10 protein-coding genes are annotated in these 15225 nt (G+C 71.4%); 6 read left to right on the top strand and 4 right to left on the bottom strand.

Going from position 1 to position 15225, the window contains the following annotated elements:
• Positions 1 to 188: 188 nt before the first annotated feature.
• Positions 189 to 2549 carry a glycoside hydrolase family 31 protein gene (locus tag O1Q96_RS15085; RefSeq protein WP_269248650.1) on the top strand — a complete coding sequence of 787 codons (2361 nt, stop codon included), beginning with the start codon at positions 189 to 191 and terminating at the stop codon, positions 2547 to 2549.
• A gap of 90 nt (positions 2550 to 2639) precedes the next feature.
• Here O1Q96_RS15085 and O1Q96_RS15080 read toward each other — a convergent pair whose 3' ends face one another.
• Both O1Q96_RS15080 and O1Q96_RS15075 read right to left on the bottom strand, forming a co-directional pair.
• Positions 2640 to 3176 carry an NUDIX domain-containing protein gene (locus O1Q96_RS15080; RefSeq protein WP_269248649.1) on the bottom strand — a complete coding sequence of 179 codons (537 nt, stop codon included), beginning with the start codon at positions 3174 to 3176 and terminating at the stop codon, positions 2640 to 2642.
• A gap of 47 nt (positions 3177 to 3223) precedes the next feature.
• A complete protein-coding gene (locus O1Q96_RS15075) occupies positions 3224 to 4033 on the bottom strand; it encodes a M15 family metallopeptidase (protein ID WP_269248648.1) in 810 nt (269 codons plus the stop codon).
• A gap of 301 nt (positions 4034 to 4334) precedes the next feature.
• Here O1Q96_RS15075 and O1Q96_RS15070 point away from each other — a divergent pair, with 301 nt between their 5' ends.
• The 5 genes from O1Q96_RS15070 to glpK all read left to right on the top strand — a co-directional run bounded on the left by O1Q96_RS15070 (position 4335) and on the right by glpK (position 10328).
• Complete coding sequence (locus O1Q96_RS15070; RefSeq protein ID WP_269253604.1) at positions 4335 to 4760, top strand: Zn-ribbon domain-containing OB-fold protein; 426 nt, start codon at positions 4335 to 4337, stop codon at positions 4758 to 4760.
• Positions 4757 to 5947 (top strand): lipid-transfer protein, encoded by a 1191-nt coding sequence (locus O1Q96_RS15065; RefSeq protein WP_269248647.1) that lies wholly within the window; start codon positions 4757 to 4759, stop codon positions 5945 to 5947. The genes O1Q96_RS15070 and O1Q96_RS15065 overlap by 4 nt, the downstream gene beginning before the upstream one ends.
• A 114-nt stretch (positions 5948 to 6061) precedes the next feature.
• On the top strand, positions 6062 to 7696 hold the full coding sequence (locus O1Q96_RS15060; protein ID WP_269248646.1) for a GGDEF domain-containing protein: 1635 nt from the start codon (positions 6062 to 6064) through the stop codon (positions 7694 to 7696).
• Positions 7697 to 8055: 359 nt separating this feature from the next.
• Entirely contained in the window at positions 8056 to 8781 is a 726-nt protein-coding gene (locus O1Q96_RS15055) for an MIP/aquaporin family protein (protein WP_269248645.1), read from the top strand.
• 35 nt (positions 8782 to 8816) lie between these two features.
• Positions 8817 to 10328, top strand: a complete 1512-nt coding sequence (gene glpK, locus O1Q96_RS15050; RefSeq protein ID WP_269248644.1) for a glycerol kinase GlpK — start codon at positions 8817 to 8819, stop codon at positions 10326 to 10328.
• Between the two features lie 206 nt (positions 10329 to 10534).
• Here the strand turns inward: glpK and O1Q96_RS15045 are convergent, their stop codons facing one another.
• Together O1Q96_RS15045 and O1Q96_RS15040 are read right to left on the bottom strand one after the other, a co-directional pair.
• Positions 10535 to 11140 carry a GTP-binding protein gene (locus O1Q96_RS15045; RefSeq protein WP_269248643.1) on the bottom strand — a complete coding sequence of 202 codons (606 nt, stop codon included), beginning with the start codon at positions 11138 to 11140 and terminating at the stop codon, positions 10535 to 10537.
• The gene (locus O1Q96_RS15040) at positions 11121 to 15017 is read right to left on the bottom strand and encodes a hydantoinase B/oxoprolinase family protein (protein ID WP_269248642.1); all 3897 of its coding nucleotides are present in this window, start codon (positions 15015 to 15017) and stop codon (positions 11121 to 11123) included. The genes O1Q96_RS15045 and O1Q96_RS15040 overlap by 20 nt, the downstream gene beginning before the upstream one ends.
• Positions 15018 to 15225: the final 208 nt, after the last annotated feature.

The following is a 15225-nucleotide window of genomic DNA, read 5'->3' as shown; positions in this document are numbered from 1 at the left end:
CGTGTGCGTGTACCGCGCACGTGCTGGGGTGTGCGCGTCACGCGGCTGAGACGGACGATGCCATGTGATCGACTTCCGCACCAGGGCGGGCGCCACATGGTCCGGCTCGTGAAGATGTGGTCCAACCATGGGTGAACGGAAGTTGAACGACCCGCTGATCGGCCCCTCGGAATGGCAGGCTGAGCAGCATGGACGGTCGTGACCTGGTGCGTTCGGTGAAGGCAGTCGGTTCGGCGGGGGCGGCCCAGAGCTGGCTCACCGTGCGGGCCGCGTGGCGCAGGAGGCGTACCGACGCCTCGGGACTGCCGGCGCGCGGCGCCGAGCGTGCGCGGGTTCCGGGGGCCGTGCTGTCCGTGGAGCCCGCGCCCGGCGGCGGAGTCGTCCGCTTCGCCCGGTCGCAGCTGCGGATAGCCGTCGCGGTCAACGGAGCCGTCTTCTGGGGCTGGGACGGGGCGGGGCCCGGGCCTTCGTACGCGCTCGCGGGTGAGGCTCCCGAACCGGACCCGCGAGCCGTCCTGGAGCCGGACAAGGACGGTGCCTGGCGGGTGGTGGCGGAGCGGATGACGGTGGTCGTGTCCCGGCACGGCGCCGTGGAGGTGCTCACGCCGGGCGGGGTGAGTCTGCGGCGCGATCTGCCGCCGCGCTGGTGGGAGCCGGTCGGCGGTGGACAGGCACGCTGGATGCAGCGGTCCGAAGTGGCCGCTGACTCGCGGTTCTTCGGTCTCGGTGGGCGTGCGTCGGGGCCCCGGCTGCGCGACGGGACGTACCGGCTGTGGAACACCGACCCCGGACGTGCCTTCGGTCCCGGTGACGACCCGCTGTACCTGACCATGCCGGTGCAGATGGTGCTGGCCGACGCGGCCACGCACCTCGTGTTCCACGACAGCGCCTGGGACGGCTCCGTGACCCTGCGCGAGGGCGAGGAGGGCGCCGGGTCCGGGCACGACCGGGCCGGGACGAGCGAACTGCGCATGGACGGCGGCCCACTGCGCTGCTGGGTGATGGTGGGCACTCCCGCGCGTGTGCTGCAGACCTGGGCGTCGCTGACGGGTGCCGCCGCGCTGCCGCCGGCCTGGGCCCTGGGGCACCACCACACGCGGCGCTTCGGGAACGAGCAGGAGGTGCGGCGGATCGTGGGCGGGTACCACGAGCGCGGGCTGCCGCTGGACGCCGTGCACCTCGACATCGACCACTTCGACGCGCAGCGGGTGTTCACGGTCGACCAGGACCGTTTCCCGAAGTTGCCGGTGCTCGCGGAGGAGTTGCGCCGGGACGGGATCCGGCTGGTGTCGCGTGTGGAACCGGCGGTCAGGGCCCAACCCGGATACGCCGTGTACGACAGCGGGGGCGCCGAGGACGCGTTCGTGCGGGACCCCGCCGGGCAGGTGGTGCGCGGAGTCGTCCGCCCCGGAGAGGTGGTCCATCCGGACTTCACGCGCGCGCGTACGCGCCGTTGGTGGGGCGGGCTCTACGAGGAGCGGCTCTCTCAGGGGTTCGCCGGCTTCTGGCACGACATGGACGAACCGGTGTCCCTCACGGCCTTCGGCGAGGCCACGCTGCCCCGTTCGGCACGGCACGACCTGGAGGGCCGCGGGGGCGACCATCGCGAGGCGCACAACGTGTACGCGCTCGGCATGGCCCGTGCGGCCTACGAAGGACTGCGGGAACTGGCCCCCCGGGAGCGGCCGTTCCTCTTCTCGCGCTCCGGGTGGGCCGGAAGCCAGCGCTACGGGGGGACCTGGTCCGGTGAGGTCGCCACGGGGTGGCCCGGCCTGCGGGCGTCCCTGTCGCTGGTGGTCGGTCTCGGTCTCTGTGGAGTGCCGTTCTCGGGGCCCGACGTGGGCGGCTTCGGCGGGAGTCCTTCCCCCGAGATGTATCTCCGGTGGCTTCAGCTGAGCGCCTATCTGCCGCTCTTCCGTACCCGCGTGAGCCCTCGGGCGGAGCGCGGGGAGCCTTGGGAGTTCGGTGACGAGATCCTCGGGCACGCGCGCGTGGCGCTCGTGGAGCGGCGCCGGCTTCTGCCGTACTTCATGACGCTGGCACATCTGGCACGGCGGACGGGTGCGCCGTATGTGCGGCCGATGTGGTGGAACGTCCCGGAGGACAGGGCGCTGCGTGACTGCGAGGACGCCTTCATGCTCGGTGACTGCCTGCTGGTGGCGCCGGTGCTGGATCCCGGTGCCGACCGGCGGGCCGTGCAGCTGCCCCGGGGGCGCTGGTACGACGTGGTGACCGAGAAGGCGTACGAGGGGCCGGGGCAGGTACTGATCGACGCCCCTTTGTCTCGGATTCCGGTGCTGGTCCGCGCGGGCGCCGTCCTGCCCGTACGCGGCGACGACGGGTCCGTGGAGCTGGAGGTGTGGGCGCCCGCCCGCGGGCGGACCGGGGGCGGGCTGGTGGTCGCCGACCGCGGGGACGGCTGGGAGGAGCCGGAGATCGAGCGCTATGTGACACGTCGGCCCGGTAAGTGCGTGGTCGTGGAGCGGGACGGGGAGGACGGCCCGGGTGAGCCGTCGCTTCCCGTACGGGTGCGGGGACTGGGTGCCTGATCGCAGGGCGCCGGAGGGGCTCTGCGGCACCGGTGGGGGCTCGTCGGCTTCCGGGGCCGCCGACGGGCTCTCACCCGGCCCGGGGGTCCGTCAGACGTACCTGCCCTCGAACCATGCCCGGACCGCCACGGTGTGCAGCGGAAAGGCGAGTTCGGCCGCTCCCCGCAGCAGGTGCCAGCCCTCCGTCTCGTCCATCGCGACAGACGGCGGAAGGTCGGTGGCGGGGCGCTCCGGGAGAGCCCCGAAGAGCAGCAAATGACCGTCGGGGGAGCTCAGTGCGTCGACGAGCCGTACGTCGCGGCTCGCCGCGGCGATGCCCGTCTCCTCCTTGAGTTCGCGGACGACGGCCTGTCGCCAGTCCTCCCTGTGGTCGATGAACCCTCCGGGCAGGGCGATGCCCCCGCGCGCGGGGGCGATGGTTCGGGTGATGACGACCAAGGCCGCGCCCTTCGTGTCGTACACGGGCTGCAGGGCCACCGCGACCGGCAAGGGGTTGCGGTAGGCCGTGCGGCCGCAGGAGGCGCAGGCACGGGGCCAGCCGGAGACGCCATCTCCGTAGGGCGCGCCGCAGCTCGAACAGTGGGAGTCCGGCGCGGAGTTGGCGGAGGGGATCTGGGTTGGAGACACGCCCGGGACTGTATCCGATCATCACAAGGGTGTTTTCGCGGGCCGTCTCAGTGGGACGTGACGAGGGATTTCGCCGACACGGGGAAGTCGAAGTACGTGTCGGGGTAGGCCTCGGGCTTGTAGGTGAAGTGCCACCACTCCTCGGCCAGGTTCACGAGGCCGAGGCCTTCGAGGGTGTCCTTCAGGAGCAGTCTGTTGGCGCGCTGCTGCCCTTGGACGCGCGGGTCGAGCGTGTGCGACAGGGTGTCGAAGCAGTCGTAGGCCGTGCCCATGTCCACGGAGTTGTCCGGGAAACGCTCCTTCTGGGGCGCGAAGCAGGGCACCAGGGGCTCTCCGGGGACGTACGGCCGGGTGGGCTTCGCCGGAAGTTTCACGAGTGTGAGATCCATGGTCGAGCCGCGGCTGTGACCGGACTTCTCGGCGATGTAGCCGTCCTCGAACAGGCGGGTCTTGTCGACGTTCGGGTAGAACTCGCCCTTCATGGTCTGGTCGTCGAGGTCCTCGGCCCAGCGCACGAAGTGGTCCACGGCGCGCTGGGGCCGGTAGCAGTCGTACACCTTCAGGGAGTAGCCCTGGCGCAGCAGTCGTTGCTGGGCCACGTGGAGGGCCTCGGCGGCGGGCCGGGTGAGGATGCAGAGCGGCTGCCGGTAGCCGTCGATGCGCTCGCCCACGAAGTTGTGCGGGGTGAAGTAGCGCATCTCCTGGATGATCGTGCGGTCCACTGATCTCAGGGACACGAAGTCCTCCGGGGCCTTCGGCTCGGGCGTCGCCGTGGCGGTCGCGGAGGCAGCGGTGACGGTCAGCAGGGCGGCGAGCGAGGCGACGAAGCCGCGTACCGCCGTGGAGAGTCGGGTCATGACCCCTGCGTCTATCAGGTGGGGGTTCCCCGAGGGAAGTGATCGGATACGGTCCGCGCCCGATTCGGCCGACCGGGCCGGGCTTCGGGAGAGCGCCGGGCGGGGCCCGGTGGCGAGGGACGGCCGGAACCACCCCCGTGGGCCCCGGCCGTCCCTACCGATACTCCGACGCTCAGGAGGCCTGGGCGGTTCTCCGTGACGCACTTCGGCGCACTGCCCAATCGGCGTGGCCCGTGGCAGACTTCTGACGATCCGTCAGATCCACTGCTGTGGAGGGGCCTTGTCACGCACTCGTACACCCGTGGTCACCGGCTGGTTCACCGGCGAGGGGGACGGCTTCCGGCTCCTCGGCACCCGCTGCTCGGCCTGCGCGTCCGTGTTCTTCCCCCGGGAGGACGTCTTGTGCCGCAACCCGGGCTGTCCGGGCGGCGAGCTGGCGGAGGTGCCGCTGTCCAGGCGCGGCCACATCTGGTCCTACACGGACAGCCGGTACCGGCCGCCGTCACCGTATGTGTCCGATCCGGAACTCGACTGGCGGCCCTACGCGTTGATCGCGGTGGAACTGCGGCCCGAGCGCCTGGTGGTGCTCGGACAGACGGTTCCCGGGATCTCCGTCGCCGATCTGACGGTGGGCATGGAGGTGGAGGTCGTCCCCGGCGTGCTGAACGAGGACGCGGAGACGACCTGGACGACCTGGCACTGGCGGCCGACGGGGGTGACGGCATGACGGGCGACGTGGCGGTGCTCGGCGCGGGCATGCATCCCTGGGGCAAGTGGGGGCGGGGATTCGCCGAGTACGGGACGGTGGCCGCACGCGCGGCGCTGTCCGACGCGGATGTCGACTGGCGGGAGATCAACTCGATCGTCGGCGCGGACACCGTCCGTGGCGGCTATCCGGGGTATGTGGCAGGAGCGACGTTCGCCAAGGCTCTGGGCTGGCAGGGGGCCAGGGTCACGAGCGTGTACGCGGCGTGTGCGTCGGGGGCGCAGGCGGTCGGCGCGGCACGGGCGCAGATCCTCGCGGGCCTCGCGGACGTGGTCCTCGTGGTGGGTGCGGACGCGGCGCCGAAGGGGTTCTTCCGGCCCGCGGGCGGGGACAGGGCCGACGACCCCGACTGGCTGCGGTTCCGCGTCCTGGGGGCGACGAACCCGACGTACTTCGGGCTGTACGCACGTCGGCGGATGGCCGTCCACGGAGACACCCTGGAGGACTTCGCGCAGGTCAAGGTGAAGAACGCGACCATGGGGGCACTGAACCCGAACGCCCGCTACCGCAAGCGGGTCACGGCCGAGGAGGTCGCCGCGTCGGCCGTGGTGGCCGATCCGCTGCGGCTGCTCGACATCTGCGCGACCTCGGACGGCGGGGCGGCGCTGGTGCTGTCCAGCATGGAGTTCGCCCGTCGGCACGGGGCGGCGGCACCGGTGCGGATCCGCGCGGTGTCCACGGTGACACCGCGCTACCCCAACACCGTGCTGGATCTGCCCGACATCGCGACGGACTCCGCGGTCGCGGCGGAGCCCGCGGCCACCACGTTCCGCGAGTCGATCGCGCGGGCCGCCTACGAGGAGGCGGGCATCGGCCCGGAGGACCTCTCGTTCGCCGAGGTCTACGACCTGTCCACCGCCCTGGAGTTGCAGTGGTACGAGGACCTGGGGCTGTGCGGCGAAGGAGAGGCGGCCAAGCTCCTGCGGGAGGGTGCGACGGCGCTGGGCGGTCGCATACCCGTCAACGTGAGCGGCGGGCTCTCCTCCTTCGGGGAGGCCGTCCCCGCGCAGGCCATCGCCCAGGTCTGCGAGCTCACGTGGCAGTTGCGGGGTGCGGCGGGCGACCGGCAGATCGCGGGCGCCCGGGTGGGAGTCACCGCGAACCAGGGGCTGTTCGGGCACGGTTCGTCGGTGATCGCCGTCAGGTGACGTGCCGGGCCGGCCACGGAGGGCTCCGTGCACGCTGTGTGATCGGCCGGGAATCGTGCGTGAACAGCTCGTGAACTGCCCCTGGGCGTAGTCACAGAGGGCCATCATGCTGCCGTGCCCTCCTGGACGGATACTCTCCGCTTCGCCTTCCAGCCCGTCGTCAACCTGACGACCGGAGGGGTCGTGGCGCTGGAGATACTCGCCCGTCCCGAGTCCGGCGACGTGCTCGCGCAGGCCCGTCGGGACCCTGAAATCGACGGCCTGCTGGCCGCGTCGGCGATCCGGTCGGCGGCCCGTCAGGAGACGCTGCTGCCGCTGCACGTCAACGTGTTCGCCGGGACCCTCGCCGATCTCGGGCGCCTGGCGGCGCTGCGCGAGGCGGTGCGCGGGGCCGGGCGCCTGCCGTGGGAGGTGACGGTCGACGTCGGTCCGCCCTTCACCCATGTCCCGCATCGGGCGCTGGTCGAGGCGGTGACGGCGTTGCGGGACGAGGGCTTCCGGATCTGCGCGGACGGTATCGGTGACGGGGACGTGCCCCTGCGCGTACTGGCGGACCTGGCACCCGACCTGGTGAAGCTGGACGCGTCGCTGCTGTCACGGCCGGCGGTGGTACGGGCCATGCGGACCCTGTGCGAGCAGCTCGGCGCGCTGCTGTCCGTCGAGGGCGTGGAGACCGAGTCGCAGTGCGCGGCGGCGCTGTCGGCGGGTGCACAGCTCGCGCAGGGCGATCTGTTCGGGCCTCCCGCCCGCAGACCGGCCGCGGATGTCCACGTGCCGGTCCTCTCCCCCGTCCCGGCACTCACACGCCCCGACGGCCCGCCCGTACGGCAGTTCGTACGGCCTGCCGCGCTGCTGCCCGCCGACGCGTCCGCGGGGCGGGTACGGGCGTTGCTGACGGGCTCGCCGGACGTGTCCGGGGTGGTGCTCGTGGACCGGGCCGGGATGCCGGTGCGGTCGGTGCACCGTTCGCGGTTCCTGCTGTCGATGTCGGGGCGCTACGGGCACGCCCTGTACGCCGATCGTCCGGCTGCCCGGCTCGGCGATCCGCCGCGTACGGTCGGCGTCGACGCCACCGCGTGGGAGGTCCTCGACGTGGTGGCGGACGGGGAGCGGGACCGTACGTCGGACGACGTGGCGGTCGTCGACCGGCGCGGGCGGTGTGTGGGCGTCGTACGGCTGGCGGATCTCGTACGGGCGCTGTCGGAGAGCCGTGTCGAGGAGGCGGTCGGGCTCAATCCGCTGACGCGGCTGCCCGGTTCGGACGTCATCACCGAGGAGGTGGACCGCCGGATCGCCCAGGGGCGGCTGTTCGCGCTGAGCTGGCTGGACGTCGACGGATTCAAGCAGGTCAACGACAGTGCGGGGTTCGCCGCGGGCGACGAGTTGATCCGTGCGGTGGGGCGGGCGCTGCAGGCAGCAGCGGGCGGGAACACCCGTGTGGGGCACATCGGCGGTGACGACTTCCTGGTCCTGGCGGATCCGGAAGGGCTCGATGCGCTGGCCGTGTCGGTGCTCGACGCACCCTGGTCGGCGGGCGGGCCGGCCGTCACGCTGTCTCTCGCGACCGTGCTGTGCGCCCCGGGGAGCGTGACCGACCACCGCCAGGCGGCCGCGTGTCTGGCCCCCCTCAAGAAGGCCGCGAAGTCGCTTCGGGGCGCGAGCTGGGTGATGGGCCGAGCGGGAGCGCCGGGGCACGAGATCCGGCGCGGGTCGGGGGCCGCGCCCGCGCCGGCGGGAAGCCGGGCGTAGGGCCCGGACGGCCCTGAGCGTCCTCACGACGCCGGGTCGGCCGGTGGCGGCTCGCGGTCTGCCGGACGCGTGGGCACGAACCGTTCTCGCCCACGACCTTGACGCTCCCACAGTGCCGGTGAACACTTCCGGGTGTCAGTCGGCATCGCCGCATTCCGGCGTATTCAGGCACTGCGCCGCGGGCTCTCGTCCGCGCCAACGGGCCATCTTCCAGGGGCGGTTCGACTGCGACGGCACGCTCGTCACGGACGCCGGGCGGGGCGCGGGTTCTCCCTGCCTTCCGGCTGAAGTAGCCATGGGAACGCACCCTGCACGGTGGACCGGGGCGGACTGCTCCGGGCTTGGGCCTAGGAGCCGCCATGAGCAACGGAGACATCTTCGTCGGTGAGGTCATCGGCACAGCGATTCTGATCCTCTTCGGCGCCGGAGTGGTCGCCGCCGTCGTACTCAACTACTCCAAGGCGAAGGACGCCGGCTGGGTCGTCATCGCGTTCGGCTGGGGCTTCGGCGTGCTGGCCGGGGCCTACACCGCCGCCCCGCTGTCCGGCGGACACCTCAACCCGGCCGTGACGGTCGGCATCGCCATCGACACCGGGGACTGGGACAAGGTCCACCTCTACGTGGCCGGGCAGATGGTCGGCGCCTTCCTGGGCGCGGTGCTGTGCTGGCTGGTCTACTTCGCACAGTTCCGGGCCAATGCCGAGGAGGAGATCGCGCAGCCGACGCTCGGGATCTTCTCCACCGCACCCGCGATCCGCAACACCGCGGCGAACCTCGTCACGGAGATCATCGCGACGATCGCTCTGGTCCTGCCGATCCTCGCCTTCGGTCTGACCGAGGGGCTCGGCGAGTCCGGCACCGCGATCCTGATCGTCTCGTTCCTGGTGGTCGGCATCGGCCTGTCGCTCGGCGGCCCCACGGGGTACGCCATCAACCCGGCCCGTGACCTGGGTCCGCGCATCGCCCACGCGATCCTGCCGATCCCCAACAAGGGTGGATCGGACTGGAGTTACTCGTGGATCCCGGTGGTGGGGCCGCTGATCGGCGCGGTGCTGGCCGGGCTCATCTTCAACGTGGCCTTCTAACGCGGCCTTCCGCAGAACCCGACGAAGGGGACGTCATGACGGACAAGTTCGTCGCCGCAATCGACCAGGGCACCACGTCCAGCCGCTGCATCGTCTTCAACCACGACGGCGCGATCGTCGCCGTCGACCAGCGTGAGCACCGCCAGATCTTTCCCAAGCCCGGCTGGGTGGAGCACGACGCCACCGAGATCTGGTCGAAGGTGCAGGCGGTGGTCGCGGGTGCGCTCGCGAAGGCGGGGCTGCGCGCCGACCAGCTCAGCGCGCTGGGCATCACCAACCAGCGCGAGACGACGGTCCTGTGGGACCGCGCCACGGGCAAGCCCGTGCACAACGCGATCGTCTGGCAGGACACCCGTACCTCAGCGCTCTGCAACGAACTCGGCGGCTCGGACGGCCAGGACCGCTTCCGCGAGCAGACCGGGCTGCCGCTGGCCAGCTACTTCTCGGGGCCCAAGGCGGCCTGGCTGCTGGACAACGTGCCGGGGCTGCGGGCCCGGGCCGAGCGCGGCGAGATCGCCTTCGGCACGATCGACTCCTGGCTGATCTGGAACCTCACCGGCGGCACCGACGGCGGCAAGCACGTCACCGACGTGACCAACGCCGGGCGCACCATGCTGATGAACCTCGAAACACTTCAGTGGGACACGTCCATCCTCTCCGCGATGAACGTCCCGGAAGCGGTCCTCCCCGAGATCAGGTCCTCGTCCGAGGTGTACGGAACGGCCGTGGGCCAGCTCGCCGGGGTCCCGGTGGCGTCCGCGCTGGGCGACCAGCAGGCGGCGGTGTTCGGACAGGCCTGCTACGACGTGGGCACGGCCAAGAACACGTACGGGACGGGCAGCTTCCTGCTGCTCAACACCGGGAACAGGCCCGTGCCTTCGAAGAACGGGCTGCTGACGACCATGGGGTACAAGATCGGCACCGAGGCGCCCGTCTACTGCCTGGAGGGCTCGATCGCGATCACCGGTGCGCTGGTGCAGTGGTTCCGCGACCAGCTCGGCATCATCCGTACCGCCGACGAGATCGAGACCCTGGCGGCGAGCGTCGACGACAACGGCGGCGCGTACATCGTGCCCGCGTTCTCGGGGCTGTACGCGCCGTACTGGCGCTCCGACGCGCGGGGAGTCGTCACCGGTCTGACCAGGTACGTCACGAAGGGACATCTCGCGCGGGCCGTCCTGGAGGCGACGAGCTGGCAGACGCGCGAGGTGGTGGACGCCATGTTCCAGGACTCCGGGGTGCAGATCACGACCCTGAAGGTGGACGGCGGCATGACCAAGAACAACCTCCTCATGCAGCACCAGGCGGACGTGCTGGACGTTCCGGTGATCCGTCCGAAGGTCTCGGAGACGACCTGCCTGGGAGCGGCGTACGCGGCCGGCCTCGCGACCGGGGTGTGGAACGACCTCGACGAGCTGAAGTCGCACTGGCAGAAGGACGTCGAGTGGACGCCCTCCATGGAGGCGCCGGCCCGCGACCGCGAGTACCACAACTGGCGCAAGGCGGTGGAGAAGAGCTTCGGCTGGCACGAGGACGCCCCGAGCTGAGCCGCGCCGTCGTACTCCACGCGCGCGTGCCGTCCGCGTACCGCGTCGCGCGCGTGGGGCTCCGACGGCGCACGCCTCGCAGGTGCGGTCCGTGTGCCGTGCCTGAGGCTGCGGCCCGTACCCCGGTCGGCGGGGGTACGGGCCGCGCTCGTGCTGTGCGGGGCGGCCGCCTATGAGCCGGATCTGCCCTGCCGCGGCCGCGTGTCTCAGGAGGTGACGGTCTGGCGGCGGTCGGCGGCGTACGCCATCGCGTGCTTGACGACCTCGATGAGGACCTCCTTCACCGACTCCCGGCCGCGCGCGTCGCACAGGACCACGGGGACCCCGGGGTCGAGGTCGAGGGCCTGGCGGACGTCGTCGACCGGGTAGCGGGGTGCGCCCTCGAAGCAGTTGACGCCCACCACGAAGGGTATGGAACGCCGCTCGAAGTAGTCGACGGCGGCGAAGCAGTCCTCCAGGCGACGGGTGTCGGCGAGCACGACGGCACCCAGGGCCCCGGTCGCGAGCTCGTCCCACAGGAACCAGAAGCGGTCCTGGCCGGGCGTCCCGAAGACGTACAGCACAAGGTCCTCGCGGAGCGTGATGCGGCCGAAGTCCATGGCGACCGTGGTGGTGTGCTTGCCCTCCACACCGCTGGTGTCGTCGATGGGACGGCCCGCCTCGGTCAGCAGCTCCTCGGTACGCAGCGGCTTGATCTCGCTGACGGCGCCGACCATGGTGGTCTTGCCCACGCCGAAGCCGCCCGCCACGAGGATCTTGAGGGTGACGGGCTCGACCGGGGCCTTGCCGCGTTCAGTGCGCCCGAAGATCATCGGTCTCTTCTCCTGCTTCAGTGGTGTCACGTGCTTCGGTGGTGCCGCGTGCTTCGGAGACGTCGCATGCTACGGCGGTCTCGTGCGCTTCGGCCGTGTCGTGCGGTGGCGGGCCGTACCCGCCGCCGCCGGGTGTCTCGATGACCAGCACATCGCCGGGCACGACCTCCGCCGTGTCGCTCCCGGCGAGTTCGGTGACAGTGCCGTCCGCGTGCTCCACACGGTTGGCGCCCAGTGCCCCCGGCTCGCCGCCGGCCATGCCGTAGGGCGGGACCCTGCGGTGCTGCGAGAGCGTGGAGACGGTCATCGGTTCGCGGAAGCGGATACGGCGTACGGCGCCGTCGCCGCCCGGCCACCGCCCGGCCCCGCCGCTGCCGCGTCGAACGGCGAACTCGTCGAGGTGGACGGGCAGTCGCCACTCCAGGACCTCGGGGTCCGTGAGCCGCGAGTTGGTCATGTGGGTCTGCACGACGGGCGCGCCGGGGAAGCCGTCGCCCGCGCCGGACCCGGAGGCCACTGTCTCGTAGTACTGGTACCGCTCGTTGCCGAAGGTGACGTTGTTCATGGTGCCGGAGCCTTCGGCCTGTACCCGCAGAGCACGGTACAGGGCGCCGGTGATCGCTTGTGAGGTCTCCACGTTTCCGGCCACCACGGCCGCCGGGGGCTCGGGGGCGAGCATCGAGCCGGGCGGTACGACGATGTGCAGGGGGCGCAGGCAGCCGTCGTTCAGGGGGATGTCGTCGGCGACGAGCGTGCGGAAGACGTACAGGACGGCGGCGTCGACCACCGAGAAGGGGGCGTTGAAGTTGGTGGCGAGCTGTGGGGAGGTGCCGGTGAAGTCGACCTTCGCGGAGCGTTGTTCGCGGTCCACGCAGACGCGCACCCGGATCGTCGCCCCCGAGTCGGTCTCGTAGGCGGACTCACCGTCCTCAAGGGTGTCGATGACACGGCGTACGGCTTCCTCGGCGTTGTCCTGCACGTGCCGCATGTAGGCCTGGACGACGTCGAGCCCGAAGTTCTCGATCATGCGGGCGACTTCGTCGACGCCCTTCTGGTTGGCGGCGATCTGCGCGCGCAGGTCGGCGAGGTTGGTCCGGGGGTTGCGCGAGGGGTGGCGCGCTCCGGTGAGGAGGTCGCGGGTCTGCGTCTCACGGAAGCGGCCGCCCTCCACGAGCAGCCAGTTGTCGAAGAGGACGCCCTCCTCCTCGATGGTGCGGCTGTCCGCGGGCATCGAGCCGGGAGCGATGCCGCCGATCTCCGCGTGGTGACCGCGCGAGGCGACGTAGAAGAGGATCCGCCCGTCCCGGACACCCTCCGTTCCATCACTCTTCGTGTTGACGCTCCCGGTGCCGCCGACCTCCGTACCGAAGACCGGGGTGATCACCGTGACGTCGGGGAGGTGCGTGCCGCCGTGGTACGGATCGTTCACCGCGTACGTGTCCCCGGGGCGCATGCCGGTGCCGCGGCGACGGACGACCTCCTTGACGCTGGTACCCATGGAGCCCAGGTGCACCGGGATGTGCGGTGCGTTGGCGACCAGGTTGCCGTCGGGGTCGAAGAGTGCGCAGGAGAAGTCCAGGCGTTCCTTGATGTTGACCGACTGGGCCGTGGACTCCAGCCGGGCGCCCATCTGTTCGGCGATGGACATGAAGAGGTTGTTGAAGACTTCGAGGAGAACCGGGTCGGCTTCCGTGCCGAGTTCGGAACTCTCTGTGACCGCCACGCGTTCCATGACCAGATGCCCGTCGTCCGTCGTGGCTGCCTGCCAGCCGCTGTCGACGACGGTGGTCGCGCCGGCCTCGGTGATGATCGCCGGGCCGGTGACGGTGTCGCCGGGAGGCAGTTCCTCCCGGTGGTGCAGGGGCACGTCGCACCAGGTTCCGCCGGTGTGGAGGCGGACCGTCCGGGGAGCGGGGGGTGCGGAGTGCGCGGCGGCGAGGGCGGAGAGATCGGGGGGTTCGGTGAGACCGGTGGCTTCCACGGAGAGGGCTTCGACGACGACCGGACGGTCGAGGGTGAAGGAGTAGGTGGCGCGGTGGCGGTCTTCGAAGGTGCGGGTCATGGCGCGGGGTTCGGTCAGTTCGACGGTGAGTGCCGTGTCCGTGCCGTCATAGCGCAGCTGGGCCCTGCGGGTGACCCGGACGCGGTCCTCGGGGACGTCCTCGGCGAGGAGTTCGGCGCGGGCCGCGTGCTCCAGGTCTTCGGCGGTCTTGAGGATCGCGGGCATCGCGGACGCGTTCAGCGGCGCCTCCACGGACTGTTCACGCATGGCCGTGGTGTCGGCGAGCCCGATGCCGAGCGCGGAGAGCACACCGGCCATGGGCGGGACGAGGACGGTGCGGATGCCGAGGGAGTCGGCGACCATGCACGCGTGCTGGCCGCCCGCGCCACCGAAGGTGGTGAGGGCGTAGCGGGTGACGTCGTGGCCCTTCTGCACGGAGATGCGCTTCACGGCGTTGGCGATGTTGGCCACGGCGATCCGGAGATAGCCCTCGGCCACCTGCTCGGGCGTGCGGTCGTCGCCGGTCCGGTCGCGGATCTCGCGGGTGAGTGCGGCGAAGCGGTCGCGGACCAGGGCGTCGTCGAGGGACTGGTCGCCGTCGGGGCCGAACACCGGCGGGAAGTGGGCCGGTTGGATGCGTCCGAGGGCCACGTTGGCGTCGGTGACGGTGAGCGGGCCGCCGGCCCGGTAGCAGGCAGGGCCCGGGTCCGCGCCCGCCGAGTCCGGTCCCACCCGGTAGCGGGAGCCGTCGAAGTGGAGGACGGAGCCGCCGCCCGCCGCGACGGTGTGGATGTCCAGCATGGGCGCGCGCAGCCGGACTCCGGCGATCCGGGTGGTGAAGACACGTTCGTACTCGCCGGCGAAGTGCGAGACGTCCGTGGACGTGCCTCCCATGTCGAAGCCGATGACCCGGTCGAAGCCGGCGAGCTGCGACATCCGCGCCATGCCCACGATCCCGCCCGCCGGCCCGGACAGGACGGCGTCCTTGCCGCGGAACTGTCCGGCTTCGGCGAGGCCACCGTTCGACTGCATGAACATCAGCCGCACGCCGCGCAGTTCGCCGGCGACGTGCTGGACGTAGCGGCGCAGCACGGGCGACAGATAGGCGTCGACGACGGCCGTGTCACCGCGCGGGACGAGTTTCATCAGCGGGCTGACCTCGCTGGAGAGCGAGATCTGCGGGAAGCCGGTGCGGGCCGCCAGCTCGCCGATCGCCTGTTCGTGGGCGGGGTGGAGGTGGCTGTGCATGCAGACGACCGCGACAGCACGGATTCCGGCGTCGTAGGCCTCTCGGAGGGGGCCTGCGAGGGCGTCCAGATCGGGGGCGCGCAGGACGGTGCCGTCGGCGGCCATGCGCTCGTCGGCCTCGATGACGCGTTCGTGGAGCAGCTCGGGGAGTTCGATCTCGCGGGCGAAGATGTGCGGACGGTTCTGGTAGGCGATGCGCAGCGCGTCGCGAAAGCCCCGCGTGACGACGAGGAGCGTGCGTGCGCCGGTGCGTTCCAGGAGGGCGTTCGTGGCGACGGTGGTGCCCATGCGGACGGATTCGACCAGTAGGCCGTTGCGGTGTTCCGGCTCCGGTTCCTCCTCGTTGCGCCGTCCGGAGTGCCGAGCGCTGATCCGTCCGCGGTCCGCTCCGGAGCCATGTCCGGGTTCATCTCTGGATTCATGTCCGGAATCCGGGCCTGACGGCGGGCTGGTCAGGGCTTGGCCGGCTTCCGCGAGGAGTTCCTGGATGCCCGCCACGGCCGCGTCGGAGTACCGGGCGGGATTGTCCGAGAGGAGTTTGCGGATGAGCAGCCGGCCGTCGGGGCGCTGCGCGACGACATCTGTGAAGGTGCCGCCGCGGTCGACCCAGAACTGCCAGCCCTTCACATCTGTCTCCCCGATGTCGCGCTGCTTCGACTGTGGGCCCGAAACGCCGGACGACGATCGGTCGGATCATATCGGCGCCGGCTGTCCCGGCGACCGCTGCCGCCGGGCCGTCACGTGCCGGCCGGGGCCGTCCGGACCTCCTCCTCGCCACCCGTACGGACTCCCGGACAACGTAGGGCCCGGCGGCCCGGCTCGCAGGCGCGACGAC

The sequence above is a fragment of the Streptomyces aurantiacus genome, from assembly GCF_027107535.1.
GTDB lineage: Bacteria > Actinomycetota > Actinomycetes > Streptomycetales > Streptomycetaceae > Streptomyces.
This window is presented reverse-complemented; position numbering and strand designations above follow the sequence as displayed.